This window comes from Desulfomonile tiedjei (genome assembly GCA_016212925.1).
Lineage (GTDB): Bacteria > Desulfobacterota > Desulfomonilia > Desulfomonilales > Desulfomonilaceae > JACRDF01.
Genome location: JACRDF010000011.1, coordinates 1 through 21,741, shown reverse-complemented (window position 1 = coordinate 21,741; position 21,741 = coordinate 1). Strand labels below are relative to the sequence as shown.

The following is a 21,741-nucleotide window of genomic DNA, read 5'->3' as shown; positions in this document are numbered from 1 at the left end:
GAGGATTTAACCCCCTTGGGCCTCTTCAGTGCCATAGCACGCGCAACCGGCCGGGCCGGTGATGTTTACGACAAGAGCCATTGACGGCGTCACGTCCCAAAGAACGGGTTGGCGGGCCTGAACAGCTCTGGAACCGATCGCTCCATCCGTTAGAGCACGAGGGCCGCGGCCACAAGCTCCGCCAAGTTCATCACTTTGGCGTCAATGTGGTAATGCTCGCAAATCTCTTTCAACTGGTCAGTACAGTTGTGACAGGATTGCAGCACGACATTGGCGCCGGTTGCACGGATCTCATCCGCTTTGATCTTCCCTGCAGCGATTCGGCGTGGAGAGAATTCGGGCATTGCCAATGCACCGCCACCGCCACCGCAGCAGAAGCTAAACTGCCTGTTGTGCTCCATTTCCACGAAGTCATCGACCGCGGCCCGAATAATGGTCCTGGGTTCTTCCATGACTCCCCCGGACCTGGCGATGTTGCAGGAATCGTGATAGGTGAAGCGCTTGCCTGCCCACGCGGACTTGTCAATCCGGAGCTTTCCTTCCTGAATGACCCTGGCCATCAATTCCATTACGCTGGTGATCTTGAATGGAACTCCGCCAAGCCAATTGGGCATTTCCCATCTTAGGGCTCGGTAACCGTGGCCGCACTCGCCCGAAAGAAGGTATTCGCATCCCAGCCTCTGAACGTCCTCGGCCTGCCATGTAGCGAACTGCTTGGCATCAGGGTCGATTCCGTTGAACATCGCGTAATTGGTCAGGTCCCAGTACCTGGAAGAAATGGTGAAGTCGATCCCAGCGGCGTTCAGCACTTTCGCGGTGGCCTGGATGGTCAATGGATAGTACTTGGGCTCTCTCGGGTTTAAGGTAAGAAAGTATTGAGCGCCTTTCTTATCAACCGGAATGCTGAAGTTCGAGCACCCCTCTTCGTCCTGGAGTTCCTCTTCAATCCACTCGATGGTCTCCACGAACTCGTCCTGGGGGACAGCCATGTTGTTCCCGTGATTGAAATGCGCGTCCACAGTATCCTGCAAGTTCGCAGGCACTCGGCCCACTGCGGTCATTATGCCGCGAGCACCTCGGGTCAGCAGACCGTAATCCACCCCCATGGGGCAGTTGAACGTGCAGCGTCGGCACATGGTGCACCCGCCCCACAGCTTGTCGTACATTTCTTCAGCCAGTTCCTTGGTGAGCGGTTGTGCGCCCACAAAAGACGGGAACACCTTGGCCATCCAGTCATATCGGCTCTTGTACCACTTTCGGAACCGGTCAGCTTTGTACGCAGGCAACAGGGTCTTGTCCTCCGGTATGGAAACGCTGTAGTGACACGAGTCGGAACACATGCCACAGTGGATGCATCCCGCGAGGGAGGCCGCCACTATCCGGTTGAGCTTGGAAGGAAGAAGCTTCTCCATTTCCGCAAGCATTTCCGGTGTAAATTCAGTTTTGATGGGCCACTTTCTTTCGGTTGGGGACCCAAGTCTTTCGGGTTTCTCGGGCTTCGGTTGAGCCTGGGTTACTTTCTCTTCTGCCGGATCGGGCATTTTGTCTCCTCCGATATTATTCTCTAAGTAATCGATTACTTTGGATTCTGGTTCAAAATCCCCCGGCCTCCGAACGTCACACCGAAATTGACGCGGCCGAAGGGATAGAGCACATAGTGTCCTATCTTGCTGAACGGAACGTAGAGCAGGAAGAACGTGACCATCAGGAAGAACAGCCACATCCAACCGGTCTCCGCCTTTCCTTGGATCCACAGCCACATCGTTACGAACCCGACGGCGAAAAACACGGTCATGAGAATGATAGCGAAGTAGTCATCCGGGCTGCTGATGATCCTGATTTCCGGAACCGTGAGCCGTCGGTAAATCCGCCGCAGGCCGATAAGGAAGGCCAGGCCCATGAACACCATGATCACCTTTGAAACCAGAGGGGTCATAAGCCACGGGGTCAGAGGAATGAAAAAGGTCGACCCGATGGTGAGCGCGACAGCTATGTGGAAGATAAGGAATTCCCCATAGAAATAGAGATGCTTCTGAGTGCTCTCCATTTCCCAAGGCCGGAGCACATTTCCGATAGAATGGATGGCGCCCGCAACCCGATCGCCTTTGAGTTCGGCCTTTTCGGGCGGAAGCGGTTTCTTCAACAGTTGGCGGATCTTAATCCCGTACATTAGTGCCATAAAACTCAGGCAGACGTACTGTACCGGTTCCTGTAGGACCCACAACGCGTGGCTTACATTGTTCTCCATAACTTGTCTTTCTCCCTCCGGTGAGACAGTTTTCTAGGCCCGGAATGGGCGCTTTTCCAAGGTGTTATCGCTTCTTCTTACTGTTGGTCATGTGGTCGGAAGCTCTGAGCTTTGAATTCATCTGGATGAGTTCGTTGGTTTGGAACAAGAACCATCAAATTATTTCTTACAGCCGCACAGTCAATTTGTGGGACCAAATTCAAGATAATTTACCTCACTGAATAAGTCAAGAACTTATTTTGACAGAATGACTCAAGCCCAAGCTGGATTATCACGTACTAAAACAATAGTAAACCAGAGCATTTGTCTGGCAGACCTATGGGGAAAGAGTTCGAGACAGAACACGCGAAGGAACCCACCGCGGGGACACGTACGCGCCGGATAATGGACCTGTCCGATCCTCACGACGACTTTCGACAAAAGCGCCAATGATATTATCGTGATATCATGCCGATCGCCTGGCGGCTCCCACTCGGCGAACCCGAATAGTAGCGGACGGGGCTTTCGAGACCGGTTTCCTTTGGCTCGGGAAGCTGTTATTTAATCGATCGCTGTTGACAACGAGCCAACTTTGGTGTACGGCTGGGTCTCAGGGCTTTTCTTGCGTGTTGCAATGGCATTGGATCAATGGATATGGGTATGAAATCAAAGCTGCGTTTCCTCACGGTTCTTCTTATACCGCTCTTGGCGTCTTGCTCGTCAATGATGGGAGTGGCGAAGAAGGACCCTGCACCATGTCATTCCAATTCCCCTGTGCTCGCAACCAATTCGGAGAAATCTTATTCCTCCGGCGACAAAGAACGATTGCCGCTCGCTGTGGAACTCTGTTCCTTTCCGCGCTCCGGCGGCAACGCTTGTGAACCCTCGGGCGAAGCCCAGAGCGCTCATCGAGGTCATGATCAGGCCACCGCGTGCAGAAAGAATCCTCGAGTTCCCGATCTGAAGTTTCCTGTCCCCGCAGGTGCTCTTTCTTCAGGGTTCGGGTTCCGTCGAGGGGTATTCCATGGGGGATTGGATATTACTGCCTGCAAAGGCGAGCCTATTCTTGCTTGCGCGGACGGCACAGTTGTGGCCACAGGCAGCCGCAAAGGCTATCGCAGCTACGGCCAGACCGTCCTCATCAGCCACGGCAACGATGTCTATACTCACTATGCCCACGCCAGCCGCGTCCTGGTGCGGCCGGGCCAAAAGGTGTGCAGAGGGGAGAAAATAGCTCTCGTGGGAGCCACCGGCAGAGCTACCAGCCCTCATTTGCACTTCGAGGTTCGTGTCGGCAGCCAACTTCTCAACCCCTACCCGTACTTCTCGCCTACTCAGCTAAAAGGTGTAGTAGTAGCCAAGAATTTTTTTGGCCGTCCAATGGGCCCCGTAAGTTCCCGCGGTCGCTTCCTCACGATTTCATCCTCTCAACGCTGACAAGAGACTTTCACATACCGGTTCTTGCGATCAACGCATCCCTCTAATTTTGACGGAAAGTTTTTCCCGTTGATGTGTCTAAAATAGCAATTCGCCGGAGAGCGACTCCAGGGGAAATCACCCGCCTGATCGCAGTCCGGACATCCAGGGCAGAGAGGGCAAGAATGAATACGGAGAAACGACTTCGCTCCGGAATTAGGATCCTGCAGACGAAGGTTTTTAGCCTACCATTTCTTGTGGGTCCTCTTTTATTGCTGTTCTTTGTCCCTGCTGCGGTTCAAGCCTCGGGTGAACTCTTTCAAGCGATACAGAACGGGTCTCAGGCTCAAGTTGAGACAATATTGAGCGGTGGAGCGGACGTCAACGCTCGGGATGATAACGGTCTCACCCCGCTCATGGTGGCCGCATTTCTTGGCCGTGCCGACATTGTCCGGGTGCTGCTGCAACGGGGAGCGGATGTCAATGCAAGAGATCAGCAGGGTGAAGGAGCCCTCATCAAAGCTTCCGCCGCGGGCAGGGCGGAGATCGTTCGGATGCTTTTGGAAAAAGGTGCGGACGTTAATGCTGAAGAACAGCTGGGCATCGACTGTCTGATGGTGGCCGCATTCAACGGCGCCGCGCCGGTCGTCAAGGACCTTTTGTCGGGTGGTGCAGATCCGAACCGCGGTGACAAAGACGGAGAGACCGCTTTGATCAAAGCTGCCGCAAGGGGTCATGCTGAAGTAATGAGGCTTTTGTTGGCCAAGGGAGCCAAGGTGGATGCAAAGCAGAGGAACGGGATTACGTCACTGATGGTGGCCTCGTTTTACGGCCATACCGAGGCAGTGGATGTACTGCTTCAGGTCAAGCCCGATGTGAATGCCCCTGATAACAATGGCGAAACCGCTTTGATAAAGGCTTCGGCTCGAGGGTTTGAGAGTATCGGCAGCCGCCTATTACAGAATGGCGCGGCGGTAGACGTCCGGCAGAGGAACGGCATCACGGCTCTGATGGTCGCTGCCTTCGGCGGTTACACTGGAGCTTTGAAGACGCTTCTGGACGCGGGCGCGAGCGTTGATGCCGAGGACAGCGACGGCGAGACCGCTCTGATGAAGGCATCTGCCGCGGGGTCAAATCAAGCGGTGGAACTCCTTTTGCAGAAGGGCGCGGACGTGAACCGCGTGCAGAAGGACGGAGTAAATGCCCTTATGTTGGCGGCTTTCTACGGCCACCCCCAGGCAGCCAAAATGTTGTTGGATCATGGGGCCCAGGCCCGGTCCACCGCCAAGAATGGCTTTACTCCCCTTACCCTGGCCGCGGGCAGAGGCCACCTGGCGGTCGTGGAAATCCTAAGACAGCGAGATGCTGAATAAACCCTCTCTTTTCTCACTCCGGCTCACGCAAATATTCATTTGGCCGCGCATGGTATAGGATCTCTCACTCGGGCCTTCCCAAACCACCGGTTTCCCGCTAAGATTGAGCGCTACAAACGAGTCGGAGGAGGCCTGATGTTTGATTTGCTTCCCAATGATGCCAAGGCGGTAATGCAGTGGTCGTGGACTGAAATTGAACCGTATTATGATGATCTTGTCGGACGATCCGTTACCGGGGACACCGTTTCCGCGTTTCTTAGGGATTGGACGAGGTTAAGCGAACTAATAGACGAAGCGTATAGTCGTCTGATGGTGGCCACTACCGTCAATACCGCGGACCAAGAGGCGGAGCGCCGGTATCACGCGTTTTTGGATGAGGTTTATCCCCCCGTGGAGCAGGCGGAGCAGAAGCTACGCCAGAAGCTCCTGGAATCCGGATTGACGCCCGAAGGCTTCCGGATGCCACTGTCGAAAATGCGTTGGGAATCGGAGATTTTCAGGGAGGCAAACCTTACTCTGTTGGTACAAGATCACAAGCTATCAACGCAATACGACAAAATCATGGGAGGACAAACAGTCCAGTGGAATGGGCGCGAGGTTACTCTTGTCCAATTAAGGCCTTTTTTCCAGAGCAAGGATCGGTCCGAACGAGAAAGGGCTTGGCGCCTCGCATCTCAACGACAACTGCAAGACCGCGAGGCCGTCAACGCCCTGTGGCAACAGTTCGTGGAATTGAGAGTCAAACTAGCGGCCAATGCAGGCTTTAGCGATTATCGCTCCTTCCGATGGAAGCAACTACTCCGCTTCGATTACAGTCCCTCGGACTGTATGGAATTCCACCGCGCCATCGAGCAGGCCGTGGTACCGGCCGCGGCCCGTATTTGCGAAAAGCGTCGCAGGCTTCTCGGTGTAGACACTTTGCGGCCTTGGGACATGGAAGTGGACCCGTTTGGGCGAGGTCCCTTGACTCCGTTCCGGGAGACCTCGGAACTTCCGGCAAAAGCTTCTGCGATCTTCCACAAAGTGGCCCCTCCGCTGGGGGCCTATTTTGACATTATGGTAAATGAGGGCTTACTGGACCTGGACAATCGGAAAAACAAGGCGCCAGGGGGTTACTGTATCGAGTTTACCGCTTCCAAAAGACCTTTCATATTCATGAACGCTGTCGGTGTCCATGATGACGTTCAGACTCTGCTGCACGAGGCGGGACACGCGTTTCATGCTTTCGAGAGGGGTCCGCTGCCGTACTATCAGCAACGGCAAGTGGCTATGGAATTCGCGGAGGTCGCATCTATGGCCATGGAATTGCTTGCCGCGCCGTACCTTTCCGAGCAGGAAGGAGGATTCTACAGCCCGGCCGATGCAGCCAGGGCCAGGGCGGAACACCTTGAGCGGGGAATCCTCTTTTGGCCGTACATGGCCGTAGTGGACGCGTTTCAGCACTGGGTCTACGAGAACGCGTCCGAGGCTTTGAACCCTTCTGCTTGCGACGCGCAATGGCGGCTCGTCTGGGAACGTTTCGTCCCGTGGATTGATTGGTCCGGATTGGAAGATCAACTCGTTACAGGATGGCAGCGCAAGCTGCATATTCACACTGTCCCCTTCTACTATGTTGAATATGGCCTGGCACAACTGGGCGCGACCCAGATATGGAGCAATGCGCTAAGAGACCAGACCGCGGCTGTTGCATCCTATCGCAAGGCATTGGCCCTGGGGGGAACAGTGCCCTTGCCGGACCTCTATGAGGCAGCCGGGGCCAGACTAGCTTTCGACAGGCACACGCTGGCGTCAGCCGTTTCGCTCATGGAACAAACCTTCGGTGATTTGACCGAAGATTGAGACCCCTGCGATTTACACCATTCAGCGTTGATGGAGGTAAGCACGGGGGACGAAAATGAAGGAATAGGTATGCGCTTCAGCTCCCCTTTTCAATACCCGGTTGGATTTTTTGTGCTGCTTGCAGCCCTTGCAGAGCTTTTCTTATTGTCCCCCGCGCTCGAACCATGCTGGGGGGACGGCCGGGGAAATTACGTTGTGCAAGCCTCCCGAGCTGTCAAAGTGGCTCAAATTGTGGGCGAGTTCGATAGGGAAGTGGGCAAGCCTACCCAAAGCCAGACCATGACCCGGTTCAAGCTTTATTCCACCGACCTTGGGGCCTCATTTCGGCACCGCGGGCGGACTTATTTGTTATTCGGCGATACGGACGGGGCCGAAGGAGGAGACGCCATTGCCTATGTAACCGAATCGTCCCCTGAAGCAGGTATTAAACTGAATTTTCTACACAATGAAAACGGCGTTTACCGGCCGGTATTTATTCCCGGAGTCCTCCAGGGAGCCTACGAGGTACCCATGGAAGGCACCAGCGTCGCGGAGAAGATGTACGTGTACCATACTACCGGCCACAGGCCGTCATTCTTGATGGGCAGATCGGTGGTAGCTGTTTCCGAGGATGACGGCATGAATTTCAATTATTTATACGATCTTTCAGACAGGCATTTCATAAACGTGTCCGTGGTGCAAGTTGAAACCGGCGCTTGGAAAGGCTTGCCGACCGCGGAAGGCACGGACCTGTTAATGTTCGGTTCCGGCCACTATCGGAAGAGCGATGTGAGGCTCGCGTGTCAGCCCGCGGACAAAATCGAGTCGCCATCGAGCATCTGTTATTTCGCCGGCCTGGACAGTGAAGGAGCGCCCGATTGGAGTTGCAGGGAAGAAGACGCTGTTGCACTCTTCGATCAACCGTGTGTGGGAGAATTGTCGGTGAGATACAACCGGTTTATACGGAAGTGGATCATGCTGTACAATTGCGGCACAGAGCGGCAACTTATCAATATGAGGACCGCAGACTATCCCTGGGGCCCATGGTCGGGACCGCAGGTCATCTTCGATCCGAAAACCGATGGTGGATTCTGCCGATTCATGCACTTGGACTGGAACATCGAAAAGTGCGACAATCTGCAGGACCCCGGACGCGACTTCCATAGCGGCGATCCTTACGGTCCGTATCAATTCGAGGACTTGGCTACGGGAGACGGGAACTCGACAACGATCTATTTCACCATGTCTACATGGAACCCATACACGGTTGTCCTAATGAAGACTACTTTGACACTGGTTTCGAGGCCTGATTAGAAGTGGTCGCAGCCTTTAAGCCGCCCAAAGTTATCGAGAAGGCCCTTCTAATAGAAATCGCATAACTATATGGATTATGCCTTTGGCTCCGTTTGATGATGCGAGGCGCCATGAATATGTCATTACGAGGGCGCAGCCCAAAGCAATCTCTATTGGTGGGACAGGCGTCTGGCCTGTCTGTTGAAATGACGGGCAGGATGCCCGTCCCACCGAACATGAGATTGCTTCGTCCTTTCTCTCCTCGCAATGACAACGCTGAGCCCCTTCCCGTGGCAAAACCTCGGAACCATGTCTCCCGGCTCGGGCAGGTATTGCGCAGTCAAGGAAACAATCCATAATTATGAAACGGTGGCTCTCAAGCTTCCGATCGCCTGCCTTTTGTGAAAATCACGTAGACACACGGCATGAGAAACAGTGCCACAGGCACCAACATGATGAGTCCGCCTATTGCTCCAACGGCCATGGGCTGGAGCATGTCGCCGCCCTCTTCAATATTCAAAGCGAGAGGGATCAAGCCCATAATGATAGGAACCGTCGTCATCAATCGAGGACGGAGCCTGATTTTGGCCGCAGCGATCACAGCGTCGAAAGCAGACAGGCGATCTCGGAAACGCAACTCCTCCGCAAAGGTCATGAGTAACACTCCCTCGTTGACTGTGGCCCCGACCACGACCAAGACGCCAATGAGCACAGTGGCCCCGATCGGAAGACCTGTCAAGTAGAAGGCATACACAAGGCCTGCCATACAAAAGGGGACGCATCCCAGAATAAGGATCGGAATCCTGAGGCTATTGAATTGCACGGCGAGAACGATGAGGGAAAAAAACAAGGCAAAGGCCAGGACACCTATCGCAGTGCTCTTCATCTCGGCCATCATTTGGGCCTGCCCACCGAACCGAAACTCGTACCCAAGAGGGGGCTCCAGTTTTTGAATCTCCGTCCGCAGTTCTGAAAGGGCCTGTCCAACGCTCACTCCGACAGCGTCTCCGCGCACTATCACTTGCTTAACCTGATCCTCGCGCCCGATTTCGACCGGACCGACCGCCTGGTTCACTTTTGCTACATCCTTGACTCGCAAATAGCCTCCCTGAGCGCACTCCAGAATCAGCCTCTCAATGTCTTGTTTGGAAGTGACGTTTTTTTCAGGGATAATTACGCGCACATTGTAGTACCTGTCGCCGTCCCTGTATCGGGTGGCCACCGCGCCGGTGAGGAGCGACCGCAGGGTGGTAGCCACGTCCGCCATCGAGACCCCCAAATCCGCCGAGAGTTGCCGATCCACCTGCACCTGATACTCCGGCTTAGTCATGTCCAAGGAGACGTACACGTTGGCAAAATGTGCCAACCTGTTCATGGCCATCGCCGTTCCCTGCGCCAGTTCGAACAGCTTGGGAATTTCCTGGCCTTTTATCTTGACTTCAATGTCAGCATCTCCCAGTTTTCTGATCCCCTTGACCTGAGGTCTCATCACCATGGCAATGCCTCCCGGGATAGGGATCTTCTTAACCACTTCAGGTCGAAGGCGTTCCGTGAATTCCTTGGTGCTCAGTTCTCGCTTATTCGGAGGGACGAGCTGTATGTTAATTTCCCCTTCATTGGCGATAAGGTAAGTGTATATTCCCCAGACCTTCCCCCCGACGAGGGTGAAGTATGATTCTATCATCGGGTCATCGGCAATTAAGTTTTCAATCCGCCGAAGGGCTTCGTCTGTCTGCCATACCGAAGCCCCGGTGGGGAGGCGCACTTTTACCATGACCCTCCCGTCGTCCATCTGCGGAAGAAACTCGGTCCCCAATTTCTGAACGCCAAAGGCTGCTCCGATCAGAAAAAAGATGGATACGGCGACAACCGTCCACCGGCGGTTGATGGCCCGGCCCAACAGAGCGGTATATTTATCCGTCACTTGGGTGAACAAGCGCTGGAACCGCGTATCTTCCGTTTCGACCTTCCCTCGCCTACCCAAAAGCAAGGCGGTGAACATCGGTGTCAGTGTAACAGCGGTCGCCAGGCTTATAAGAACCACGCCTGCAATAATGAGGATTAACTCTCGAAAAAGGAGGCTCACAAGCCCGGGAACAAGCAAGAACGGGACAAAGATAGCCATAAACGAAAGAGTCGCAGCGACAATTGCCGGCCCGACCTCGGATGTAGCGGAAATGGCGATTTCGTCCATGGCTGCATTCGGCGTCTCGTGCTTCAGGCGAGTTATGTTCTCGATGACCACAATGGAGTTGTCCAGCACCACGCTGATGGCAACGACCAGCCCTCCCAGGGAAAAAATGTTGAGCGAGAAGCCCGCAAGCTTCATGACGCCGAAATTGACCAACATGGTAACGGGCAGTGCCACGAACATCACCAGAACTTGGCGCCAACTGCCAAGGAAGATATAAATGATGAGAATTATGAGAATAGCGCCCTCAATGGCCGCGTTGCGGACACCAGCGATTGCCGATTCAATGTAATCAGCCTGGTTCTCCACCATTCCCAGTTGAATACCCGCCGGAACGGAGGGCTGTAATTCCTGAATTCTTCTATTGACGGCCTTGGCAACTTCAACCGTGTTAGCGTCCGCCTGCTTCAGTACGCTCAACTTGACGCAGGGTTTACCGTCCAGCCGTGTGATGACCCGAACGTCCTCGTTCGCGTCTTCAACCTTGGCCACATCCCGCACATAGACCTTATTCTCGTCTTTTCGGGCTAGAATGACCGACTTAATTTCCTCCAGGGAATGATATTCTCCGGTAGTCCTGGCTATGAACTCACGCGGCCCCACTGTGACCCGGCCACCGAATTGCTCGACATTTTCGTCGCGAAGTCTCTTGACCACCCCCGAAAGAGATAGTTGGTGCTTTTCGAGCGCATTTCCGTCCAAGTTGACGCGTATTTCCCTTTTGAGACCACCCACGATGTCCGTGCCCGCGACGCCAGGTACGGCCGTAAGTCGGTCCTGAAGCCAGTCTTCAGTCCAAGTCCGCAGTTTGACAAGATCAAGTTGTTCCGAGCTGATTGTGAGCTGAACCACCGGCAATTGAGAAGGGTCAGCTTTGATCATGAAGGGTGCTTCAATGTCCTTGGGCAGGCTCTTGGTCGCGCGCGCCATCGCGGCCAGACAATCCTGGTACGCCACGTTCACATCCACGCCGTACTTGAAATTCACCAGAACCGTGTACAGCCCTTCAATGGACGAGGATTCCAGATAGTCCAGGCCGTCTACGGCTGCCAACTGGCGTTCTACGGGATCGGCCAAATCTTTATCAATTTCTTCGGGCGTTGCACCGGGCCATGATATGTACAGTCGAATCAGTGGGTATGTGATGTTGGGAACAAAATTTACAGGGAGTTGCCAAAGGCCGTACACTCCGAGAACCACTAAGGCGATCACGATGGCACTGGTTGCTATACGGCGCCTGACAGCCGATTCGGTTATCTTCATCGTCCTGCGTCTCCCTTATCTTTGCCTGCTTGAGGCTTCGGCGCTTCAGCGTCTTTCTTCCCTGCCCCTGGAAGTCGTATCTCCATGCCGTCTTTCAGTTTTTCATTGCCTGCGACAACGATCTGTTCGCCCGCCTTGATCCCGGACAGAATCTCGATGTTTCCTCCACCTTCAATGCCTGTAGTGATCTTGCGTTGGAGGGCCTTGCCTTCCTCAATCACGTAGGCGACGCGCAACCCCTTGGGCGTCACAATCACGGCCTCCGATGGAACGGCGAGAGCATCCTTGAGAGTCCTCAAATTAAGGCTCAACCTGGCGAACATGCCTGGAACGAGGTCAACCGGGTCCACAACTTCCACCTCAACGGCGCGAGTTCGCATTCGTCGATCTAGCTCAGGATAAATGCGAGAAATTTTTCCGCCAAACGCCTTGCCCTTGTAGGCATCGAGCTTTACGGCCACGTCCATACCCAAACGGAGTTCCTGGCTTTGACCTTCCGGCACGGCTGTGCGAACAACCAAAGATTTGGGATCAAAAATCTCAACCATCACGGTTCTGGGAACCACATAGTTTCCATCAGCAACCATAACCTTGGAAATTATGCCGTCCCAGGGGGCTGTTATGTCGTAATCATCTGAACTTTCCTTGACTTTTTCTCTCTGCGCCGTGGCCCGATGATATTTTGTGCGAGCCAAGTCCAATTGGTCCTTGGGAATTGCCCCGCTCTCCACTAATTGTTCGATCCGCGCCAACTCTTCTTGTTCGGTCTTCACGTCTTGCTTGGCAGAAAGCAATAGCGCTTCGGTGGCTTTCTTTCTTCCGATGCTGAGGACTTTTTCACCTTCTTTCACGGGGTCGCCTTCCCTCAGGTTGCAGTTACAGACAGGGCCTTCAGCTGGGGAGGCTAGGCGCGCAACCCTCGTTGCCTCGATCGAACCGGTCAGCTCTAATGTGCTGGATATTTCCCCTGTTTGAACCGCCTGCGTTACAACCAACGGCTTGGGTTTCACTCGCTGATTTTTTTGATTAAGGGCCCTTGAGTCGTTTAATCTATGAACTCCCCAAGCAGCCAGGCTGAGGATGAGAAGGCCCGAAATGATTAACAGAAAACGTTTCATAAGATGTCCCTCAGTTCTTTTATTCAGCCCCGCACCGACGGCCCGGGAGTCCTCACGATTTTTGGTACAATCCGCTCCTTGTCTCTTGCTAGACTACCAGTCAATACCGGGGCCGACTCCAAAACTCGCGGGAGTTTTGGCGAGTTTTCCACTTTGATACACGGTCGCCATCAATTTCACGAGACGAGCTAACAATGGCACTGCCCGATTCTAACCCCAGGCCTTTCCGACCCACGGCATCCACGGTGGCCGGACTCGGGCACGGGAGGGCTGAAAGCCACCTGAACGTTCCTGAGATTGTGAACGCGACGTCTGATCTCTAAGCTGACCAGAGCGAGGCACCACAGGCCCCATCCGTAGAAGGCGTCAACTCGGTTAGCGGCCTCCCGCGTTGGGTTCCGAGGCAGGACATGCCAAAGGCGAGAAATCTCAAATCAGGAGTGACTGGTTTTGAACGAAGATAGGTCCGGCTCTTTGGCGATCTCTCGCCAACATCTTGGAGCCGGTGTTTTTGAGGGTGGGATTGGAAGATTTGGACGCATCTGCACCAATTACAAACGCAACAGCGGTGTCGGGGACTACAGTAAGCAACGACCTGACCGGATAGGTTTTCAGTTTTCGGAAAAGCTCATAACACTTGTCTGGCTTTTGGTGGTTGCCTCGGGACTGAGAAAAGCGAAAGCCCTGCCCACAGCATGACTTCCCGGCTTCGCGCTGCCCCGCAAACACATGACACGAGCCGTTTGTTTTCATGGGACAGTTCACCCGTGTCAGATAACACTCGGGCAAGGGGAGAGCGAGACCTGTCAGTAGCATCATGCCCAAGACCAGCGCTAGGCCTTTTCGTTCCATGGTGCCATTCCTAACACCACGACAACGGCGGTGTCAAGATGATAGCGTTGCCTCGGCCCTTTCTGCCCGAGTCATCTTTCTCGCTGTGAGGCTCGGATTGGCGGCAATAATTCAATCCTCTGAGAAGAAGGATCATCTTTCTGTTTCACGAGGACAAAAGGAACCACATCATCGCTTCTCTCCCGTTGCAAGGCCCAACTGCGCGAGAGCGATGTTGTATTCAGCGAGGGCCCTGTAATAATTTGTCTGAGCATCTAGCATGGCGCCTTGGGCATCCAGAACGTCCGTGATCGAACCTTTACCCAGGTCATACTTTTCGCTCTCGATCCGAAAGCTCTCCTTGGCCTGTTCAATTGCCTTCCGGGTGGCTTGGACCCGTTGTTGTGCAGAGCTGACATTCAGCACGGCGGTCTCCACATCCTGCCTAATCTGGAGTTCAAGCTTCCGCAAATTGGCCTGGGCAGAGGCAAGCCTCGCCTCTTGCTCGCTGATTTGTCCCCTGATTCGGCCGCCGTCAAAAATCGCGTAATCAGCCACGACCCCGATGTTTCCAACCGGCAGGGATGCGGAGACTCCGGGGGAATTGAAAGTGGTGCCCTGCCCGAGTGGCGGGGGCGTCCTAACGAACCTGTTTATAAACGCAGCGGCATTGTCCGTGATGCCCGCGGCAGCCCTGGTTCCGTAACTGCCTGCCAGCGATACTGTGGGCCATCGGGCTGCCCGTGCTGAGTTGACTTTGGCGGTTTGGGCTGCCAAAGAGGCTCTTGCCGCCCGATAGTCCCCGCGCTCCGCGTAAGCCATTGCAATGGCTCCATGAACGTCCAGCGCTCGCTGGCTCAGCCTCAGGTCACCTTGAACCGCAATGGGCCCGCTGCGGTCTCCAATTCCCATAAGAGTGGCGAGTAAGCGCCGTTGTATTTCCAAAACCGTCTGTTCGCGTACCAGGCGCTGGTCAAGATCTGAAAGTCTCACTTCCGTGCGCAAAACGTCCACCTTGGCGGCCTTACCGACCCTCATCATGTCCAAGACTCTCTGGCGCTGCCTCTTTAATACATCGGTAGAAAACCGCAAGGATTCAATCAGGGGTCTTTGTCCCAAAATTGTATAGAACGTGCTGGAAACATTGAATAACAGCTCTTCCCAGGTGCGAGCAAGACGATGGTTAGCCGCTTGGCTCAGGAGATTCGTAGCGTTGATCTCACTCGTGATGCGTCCGCCGGTAAACAACGGTAACCTTAGTATGATGTCGCCGGCAAAAATGCTTGAGCTGAACATGCCCGGATCGTTGTTCTTACGGACGGGTACCAGCCTCTGATTTTGCAGATAGCTGGTATAACCGGCCGTACCTCGTAAATTTGGCCATCGTTCGGCAGACGCAATGTTCCACTGAGCAAGTGCAGTTTGCACATCCCACATTCCCGCGGCCAGGGATGGGTTGTTCGCCCGCGCGATCTCAATGCATTGCTCCAAAGTCAGCCTTTCTGGGGCACGCTTAGCGCTAGGTGAGTGGAAAGATCCGGAATCGGGGAGAGCGGCGACTTGTGGGACCGTCTGATGGTGCTGTGCCCACGGCCTTAGAGCCACACAGCCAGCCGGGAATAGAGATAGCGCAACGATAATAGCCACTGGACCAGCAGCTCTCATGATTCCTCCCAAAACCGGGCGCAAGCGAGGGCCCGGCAATCATTGCAAGTACCGAAGGCCAAGTTGGACACCAAGCCTCCGTACAAATGACAAAAAATCTTGCTATCTATTTACATACAAACCTATGGAAGATTTCTCGCGCGGGCGGACCATATCATGGCAGACCTCTGCCTGTCATCTGCAAAAGACTTTTCACCTCAGATGCATAATGCCTATGGGTTCTTTTTTGTGGTTTCGGATGGCAATCAGGGGAATTTTGAAGAGGTAGCGAGGGTGACCTTTGCGCAAAGGTCACCCGCTTGCTCATTTGCAGAATCAGGTTTTTATCCTAAGGCTTCCGGCAGGTCGTTCGACCAGATCCTATCTAATTGGCCGGCTTGGTTTGCGGCGCGCGGTTCTTGGCTTTAGAGGACTTAGGTCGTGGACGGTCCACTTGGGTGGTGTACCCATAGTCTGCCGCACCGTAGCCGTAGCCGTAAGCACTGTATCCACCGTACGAAGATCCCGGCGAATAAGAGACGCTTCCTCCTGACCAGGAGGGGAAGCAACCGGCTCAACCGGCTTCCGCGAAACAGGGCGCCATTGCTAGGGTCAATGCGGCCATGATAACAAACAACTTCAATAACTTGGAAAACAACATCTTACCTCCTTTCACCTCACCCCCTGCTTTTGAGGGCAAGTTAATTTACGTTAGGATTCGTATTTTGTCATTTGTTTTTTGCGCGACCCTCCGAGCATTCGGTTACGTCGGGGAAAGACTGTCATTGCGACCCCGATGGAAAGCGGGATTTCACTCTTCGCAATGAAAGAGAAGTGAAAATCGCCGCTCGCAACTGAGGGATGCCCCCTTCTGTTCTATTACTAATTGACATCACTGGTTTTTTTTGATACAGTGCGGCATTCCAATCTCTGCAAAGGGGTAACCGATGAAGGCAAGCGGCCTGCTTCTAGGATGCTTTCTGGTCTTCGTCTCGGCTTTGGCCAGCTCACCCATTGTTTTGGCTGCGGACCAAAAGAGTCCGGACGATCTGCTATTGGCAGCGTTCGAGGCTGAAAAGGACGGTGGAAATTCCGTCGTGGTCATGGAAAAATTTCAGGAGGTTATTAAAGCCGATCCTGAAAACTACTATGCCCTTATCAAGCTTGGTTTGATGCAAATGGGTGAGGGCAAGAAGAAGAGCAAAGCCCGCTTGCAGGAGACCGAGGCAACGAAGTATTTTCTTCGCGCTGCGCTGGCACGGCCGACCAGTCCCGAAGCATATCTATATTTGGCCCAATTGAACTATGGTTTGGGTTACATTCCCGAAGGCGACCAATACTTGAACATGTCTCGAAGCCTGGACGGCCACATTGTTTATGACGAGGTTTGCCTTGCAGGATGGCGCTATGAAGACACGGGCAATTATTTCGCCGCTGTTATGACCTACGCTCCGGCAGCCCTGTCCCGGGATTCCCGGTTCAAGGGTGACCCTTACTTGATGAAGAGACTGTACATGTCGGCCTTGCTCTCCCCGCCGCCATATGACTGGGCTTTGCTTGTTACCAAACTAATGATCGGTCCACAAGCCGATCAGATAGTCGAAGGCTTGAAAAAGCTGGTTAACGAATTCCTGCTCAGCCACCCTCGATTCGCCAGGCAATTGAATTCTCAGATGATTGTCAATTACATTTTGCGGATCCTCACGGTTCAAGTACTGGGAAGAGCGGTGAACCTGACAGACAAGGTCCCCGATCGTCATGAATTACCGCAGTCGCTGCACAAGCTCTTTTTTTGCAGCCCTGACGAAATCCCTCGGCAGCGCTTTTCCGATCCGTATGAGGCATTCGTAAAAGCCTCTCCAGGCACCCCGGAAGACCATAAGCGTGTTCTGGCCGAACTGAAGAGTCTAAAAGAAAATGCCGTCACTGCGACAGCAAGCATACGAGATGATGAGGAGCGGGCCAAGGAACTTTTCATCTGGCTAAAGAAGAATGCTCTGCGCGATTATCATGCGTTTGACGGCATGTCAGCCAAGAGTGTCGTCGACGATCATAAGTATCAATGCTTGAGTGGTTCCATCCTTTACACGCTTATTGCCCGCGACGCCAAATTGGATGTTAAGGGCTTTTTGATTCCCGGCCATGCCTACGCGGTGCTGAACAAAGAGAAACAGATAAGAATCGAGACCACCGCGGAAGAAAAGGAGGGGTTCGATTTTGATCCGGCTAAAGCAGCGAAGAGATCTCGCGAGCAAGATCGGGCCGTTTACAGGTCAGCCTTCGACTCATACGGCGTGATTTCCGACCCTATGAAACTGATTGCCTATCAGTTCAGCAACGCAGCTAGCCAAGGTATAGCTAACCTGGTACTCAACAAGTATGAGCCGCTTTTCCGAAAAGTCCTCGAGAATGAATTGGGGTTGGGCCCCGTGGCCCAAACTGAATCTATAGAAATGTGGCGACGCTACGGGCAAGTCGGTTATAAGACCAAGAGGGGTGTGGTCCGGGTACCCACCGACTCCCCGCAATTCAGCACGCTAATTCGGTCTATGGCAGTGAAGGATGAGAACTTTCGCGAGGAGTTGATCAAGCAACTTGACCAGAATATCGAGATGATAAAGGTAGCGAGAGGAATGGCCCCATTTGAAGTCAAATTCCGTCATCTTATCGATAACTGGACTCGTCAGGCCGCCATTTATGAACTTGTCGTCGCCTTAGCAGCCGCGGAAGACAGAGAGAAGAAACGATTGGCGGCTAAGGTCCAGGCCGCTAAGCCGGAAATGGCCGTTGCGGCCCGGCCGGTTACCGCGGACGCAGCGAAGGCAGGTCCGGCCGAGGAAGAAAAGATAAAACAGGAAGAACAGCAAAGCTGGAACACGGAAAAGCAACATTGGCTCAGAGGGCTGAAGCGGCTTTCTGATGCAGTGAAGCAATATCCCTGCAGCGAGCCGCTGCAAAAGTCTCTGAAGCAGGTATACAGCGAGGCTCGGGCCGAAGCGGTGAAACGCCAAGATGGGGCCGCGATCGACGCTCTCAATGCTCTTACCAGGGGTTTGTTGGCGCCGCAATCAAGCGTCGGAAGATAGACAATCGCCCTACGCTCGGCATCTGTAGGGGCGGGTTTTCCAACCCGCCTTTATTCTTTCGAACATATTCCCCGCTCGTACCCGAAACCTTGCCGAAAAAACGGTAACTGTTTAGTCTTGCGACGGAGACAGCTCGCGCGAAATACGTCATTGCGAGCGCAGCGAAGCAATCTCTGGCTTTGAGCGCTGAGATTGCTTTCCCGCGGAACGCGGGACTTTGCTCCTCGCAATGACAGAGAACCGACAATCCCCACGCGTGAAGTGAAGAGTTACGAAAACCGATCAATTTGGGTTGCAAATAAGCGCCCAAAAATGGACAATCTAACGGCACGCACGGGTTTCCGTGGAGAAATCCCTTCAGGGAGGCTAAGTGGTTCCTTGATAATAGTAACGGGTGGTGCCGGATTCATTGGCAGCAATATCGTGAAGGTCTTAAATGAGGCCGGTGAGAACAGGATTCTGATCGTCGATCGCCTTGGAAAAGCCGATAAGTGGAAAAACCTTCTGGACCTGAATTTCCTTGACTACGAACATAAAGATGATTTCCAGGCCAAACTTGAAAGGGGACTGTTCGACAGCGGGATATGGGCTGTCTTCCATATGGGGGCGTGTAGTTCCACCACTGAAAGAGACGCGGACTACCTCATGGACAACAATTATGGGTTTTCTCGGAGGCTGGCATCGCGGTTCGCGGCCAAGGAAGGCGTTCGCTTCATATATGCGTCAAGCGCCGCCACTTACGGCGACGGCTCGGCCGGATATTCGGACGAACACCATTCCGTCCCTGATCTGCGCCCGTTGAACGGGTACGGCTACTCCAAGCAGATCTTCGATTTGTGGGCTTTGAGAACAGGATTTGTTAAACGGTCCGTGGGGTTGAAGTACTTCAACGTGTTCGGGCCTAACGAATACCATAAGGCCGACATGCGCAGCGTAGCGATCCGATCGTACTTTCAGATCAAGAAGTCCGGCAAGGTAAAACTTTTCAAGTCCTATCGGCCCGAATACAAAGATGGTGAACAATGCCGTGATTTCATCTATGTCAGGGACGCTGTGAAAATAACTCTCCACTTTCTCGAGAAACCTGACATCAACGGCATATTCAACGCGGGTACGGGGAATCCCAGGAACTTCAATGACCTGGTCGGTGCGGTCTTTTCCGCGCTGGGACAGAGCCCGAACATAGAATACATAGACATGCCTCCCGGGTTGGAAAGCCGCTATCAATACCACACTCGCGCGGAAACGGACAAATTGCGTGCCGCTGGATATTCCGAACCGTTCTCCTCTCTGGAAGACGCGGTTCGAGACTATGTTTCAAATTACTTGGAACAGGACCCAAGGGGCGAAACAGGAGAAGACTGATAAGTAAGAAATTTCTCACCGCGGAGATCGCCGAGTGTACGGCGCGCACGGCCGTGCGCGCCGTACCTCTTCTCTGCGTTCTCTGCGACCTCTGCGGTGAATTGGTATTGGGCCTTCTTTTCGCGCAGTTGAACAGCCACCCTTCACATTTCGTCCCACTTCCCTTATAGGAGAGACATGGCCATTCAAAAAACTTCGCCGGACGTGGACCTTATACTTGCCTCGGGTTCCCCCAGGAGAAAATTCCTGATGAATTCCGTGGGCATCAGGTTCCGGGCCGTCCCGTCTTCTATTGATGAAAGCCTCATCGCCGGAGAATCTCCTCAGGAGAGTGTTCAGCGACTGGCTCTGGCCAAGGCCAAGGAGGTTTCGGAGCAGTTTCTTGGGAAATGGGTGCTGGGCGCGGATACCATTGTGGTAATTGACGGTCGGATTCTAGGGAAGCCGGCCGATGAAAAAGAAGCGCGCGCGATGCTGGCAAGGCTGGCCGGTCGAGCCCATTTGGTCTACACCGGGTACGCTCTGGTCAACTCCGCGTTCCCCGCGAAAGATCGGGTGCGGTACGCCGAATCCGCCGTGAATATAAGAGACCTCTCTAAGCAACAGATTGCGGGTTACGTACGGACCGGAGAGCCCATGGACAAGGCGGGAGCGTACGCCATACAAGGGTTCGGCTCGGCCATCGTGGAACGAATTTCAGGATCATACACCAACGTGGTGGGACTGCCGCTGTGCGAGGTAGCGCGTGACCTACAAGAATTGGGAATTTTTGACTTCTTGGCGTGAGGCTTGTAAGTGTTTGCAGAATGAGTAGCATTTGAAAGCATGCTGGGGCATAGGCGTTAAAACAAGCTGTTGTCCCGGAGGGACATCCCGACAGTAGCCCGGCGATTTATCGCCGGGAATGAGCGGCCAGTAGAACCTTCTGCGTTCCCGAGGGCCGCCCGGAGGATCACTCCGCCGGGCGGCCCTCGGGAACGCAGAACTGAATTATTGCTCATCGGTCACCCGGCAATGAATTGCCGGGCTACTATCATTGAGCCCCTCTGGGGCTCACAAATTCGGAGAGGCATGTTATTTTAACGCCTATGGCGGTCCGGGGAGGCCCTTTTTGTTCGGCCTCCCCGGTCACTCTTCAAAAAACTCATAGGTTTTACAGCCAACTATAAGCCATGATAGCTGAGAATCTTGCCAAAATAAGGGCCAGAATCGCTTCGTCGGCAACGCGTGCAGGCCGAAGCCCTGACGCGGTCCGAATTGTGGCCGCAGCCAAGGGCCAAGGCCGGCAGGGGATTGCAGAAGCCATATCCGCGGGCATAAATATCATCGGCCACAATTATCTGCAGGAAGCCGAACAGGAGACCGCTGCGGAAACTCGGGACCGTGTAAAATTGCACATGATCGGCCACCTTCAGAGGAATAAAGCAGGAAAGGCCGTTGCCCTGTTCGACGTGATCGAGACGGTGGATGACGCAAGGCTGGCTTCTGCCCTGGATGGTAGGGCCTCACTTGCGGAAAGGGTCGTCGAGGTCATGATTCAGGTGAACCTGTCCGGAGAGCCCCAGAAGTCGGGAATTCCGGAAGATCAGGTGGAAGGAATGGTGGATGCTATAAGGCGCCTACCGTTCCTCCAACTGAAAGGGCTCATGACCATGCCGCCTTTTTTCGATGACCCGGACCGGGCCAGGCCCTATTTTGCGCGTCTCAGGGAACTGAGTGAAACACTTATCGCCCGAGCGATCCTCACCGCGGATATGGACGAATTGTCCATGGGAATGACCGGGGATTTCGAGGTCGCTGTCGAAGAGGGCGCGACTCTGGTCAGGATTGGCACCGCGCTTTTTGGACCCCGAGCTGCATGAAAAATGGCCGCTATGGATTTCATGGTGGGACAGGCAGCGACTTTACCATGTCATTGCGAGCTCAGCGAAGCAATCTCTGCCTTTACGCGTAGGGGATTGCCACGGGCTCACGCCCTCGCAATTGTAGATGTTAGATAATTCGTGGACGAGGTATCCTCAGACAGGGGTAATAAGTCCATGAGAATCAACAGCCAAGATCAGACGATAAAGAGGAACTACATCCAGAAGTACCGGTTCTTGATCAGGGAATATGA

14 protein-coding genes are annotated in these 21,741 nt (G+C 53.9%); 8 read left to right on the top strand and 6 right to left on the bottom strand.

Annotated elements, in window-relative coordinates; translation table 11 throughout:
* Positions 1 to 149 precede the first annotated feature (149 nt).
* Positions 150 to 1,541, bottom strand: a complete 1,392-nt coding sequence (locus tag HY913_06000) for a (Fe-S)-binding protein (GenBank protein MBI4962811.1) — start codon at positions 1,539 to 1,541, stop codon at positions 150 to 152.
* A gap of 35 nt (positions 1,542 to 1,576) precedes the next feature.
* Positions 1,577 to 2,248 (bottom strand): hypothetical protein, encoded by a 672-nt coding sequence (locus HY913_05995; protein MBI4962810.1) that lies wholly within the window; start codon positions 2,246 to 2,248, stop codon positions 1,577 to 1,579.
* Positions 2,249 to 2,887: 639 nt separating this feature from the next.
* Here HY913_05995 and HY913_05990 point away from each other — a divergent pair.
* The 4 genes from HY913_05990 to HY913_05975 all read left to right on the top strand — a co-directional run bounded on the left by HY913_05990 (position 2,888) and on the right by HY913_05975 (position 8,148).
* A complete protein-coding gene (locus HY913_05990) occupies positions 2,888 to 3,664 on the top strand; it encodes a M23 family metallopeptidase (protein MBI4962809.1) in 777 nt (258 codons plus the stop codon).
* Positions 3,665 to 3,828: 164 nt separating this feature from the next.
* Positions 3,829 to 5,016, top strand: a complete 1,188-nt coding sequence (locus HY913_05985) for an ankyrin repeat domain-containing protein (protein MBI4962808.1) — start codon at positions 3,829 to 3,831, stop codon at positions 5,014 to 5,016.
* A 135-nt stretch (positions 5,017 to 5,151) separates the two neighbouring features.
* Positions 5,152 to 6,855 carry a M3 family oligoendopeptidase gene (locus HY913_05980; GenBank protein ID MBI4962807.1) on the top strand — a complete coding sequence of 568 codons (1,704 nt, stop codon included), beginning with the start codon at positions 5,152 to 5,154 and terminating at the stop codon, positions 6,853 to 6,855.
* 69 nt (positions 6,856 to 6,924) lie between these two features.
* Positions 6,925 to 8,148: a DUF4185 domain-containing protein gene (locus HY913_05975; protein MBI4962806.1), complete on the top strand. Its 1,224-nt coding sequence runs from the start codon at positions 6,925 to 6,927 to the stop codon at positions 8,146 to 8,148.
* A gap of 355 nt (positions 8,149 to 8,503) precedes the next feature.
* On the opposite strand, the gene HY913_05970 is transcribed toward HY913_05975, so the two are convergent.
* The 4 genes from HY913_05970 to HY913_05955 all read right to left on the bottom strand — a co-directional run bounded on the left by HY913_05970 (position 8,504) and on the right by HY913_05955 (position 15,195).
* A complete protein-coding gene (locus tag HY913_05970; protein MBI4962805.1) occupies positions 8,504 to 11,581 on the bottom strand; it encodes an efflux RND transporter permease subunit in 3,078 nt (1,025 codons plus the stop codon).
* Positions 11,578 to 12,699 carry an efflux RND transporter periplasmic adaptor subunit gene (locus HY913_05965; protein MBI4962804.1) on the bottom strand — a complete coding sequence of 374 codons (1,122 nt, stop codon included), beginning with the start codon at positions 12,697 to 12,699 and terminating at the stop codon, positions 11,578 to 11,580. The genes HY913_05970 and HY913_05965 overlap by 4 nt, the downstream gene beginning before the upstream one ends.
* 429 nt (positions 12,700 to 13,128) lie before the next feature.
* The gene (locus HY913_05960) at positions 13,129 to 13,551 is read right to left on the bottom strand and encodes a hypothetical protein (GenBank protein MBI4962803.1); all 423 of its coding nucleotides are present in this window, start codon (positions 13,549 to 13,551) and stop codon (positions 13,129 to 13,131) included.
* A 168-nt stretch (positions 13,552 to 13,719) separates the two neighbouring features.
* On the bottom strand, positions 13,720 to 15,195 hold the full coding sequence (locus tag HY913_05955) for a TolC family protein (GenBank protein ID MBI4962802.1): 1,476 nt from the start codon (positions 15,193 to 15,195) through the stop codon (positions 13,720 to 13,722).
* Positions 15,196 to 16,121: 926 nt separating this feature from the next.
* On the opposite strand from HY913_05955, the gene HY913_05950 reads away from it, so the two are divergent.
* The 4 genes from HY913_05950 (at position 16,122) to HY913_05935 (ending at position 21,487) form a co-directional block, all read left to right on the top strand.
* Positions 16,122 to 18,260 carry a hypothetical protein gene (locus HY913_05950; GenBank protein MBI4962801.1) on the top strand — a complete coding sequence of 713 codons (2,139 nt, stop codon included), beginning with the start codon at positions 16,122 to 16,124 and terminating at the stop codon, positions 18,258 to 18,260.
* Between the two features lie 378 nt (positions 18,261 to 18,638).
* Positions 18,639 to 19,625 (top strand): ADP-glyceromanno-heptose 6-epimerase, encoded by a 987-nt coding sequence (rfaD, locus tag HY913_05945; GenBank protein MBI4962800.1) that lies wholly within the window; start codon positions 18,639 to 18,641, stop codon positions 19,623 to 19,625.
* 177 nt (positions 19,626 to 19,802) lie between these two features.
* Positions 19,803 to 20,411, top strand: coding sequence for a septum formation inhibitor Maf (maf, locus tag HY913_05940; GenBank protein MBI4962799.1), 609 nt, complete (start codon positions 19,803 to 19,805; stop codon positions 20,409 to 20,411).
* Positions 20,412 to 20,797: 386 nt separating this feature from the next.
* A complete protein-coding gene (locus HY913_05935; protein MBI4962798.1) occupies positions 20,798 to 21,487 on the top strand; it encodes a YggS family pyridoxal phosphate-dependent enzyme in 690 nt (229 codons plus the stop codon).
* The last annotated feature ends 254 nt before the right edge of the window (positions 21,488 to 21,741 follow it).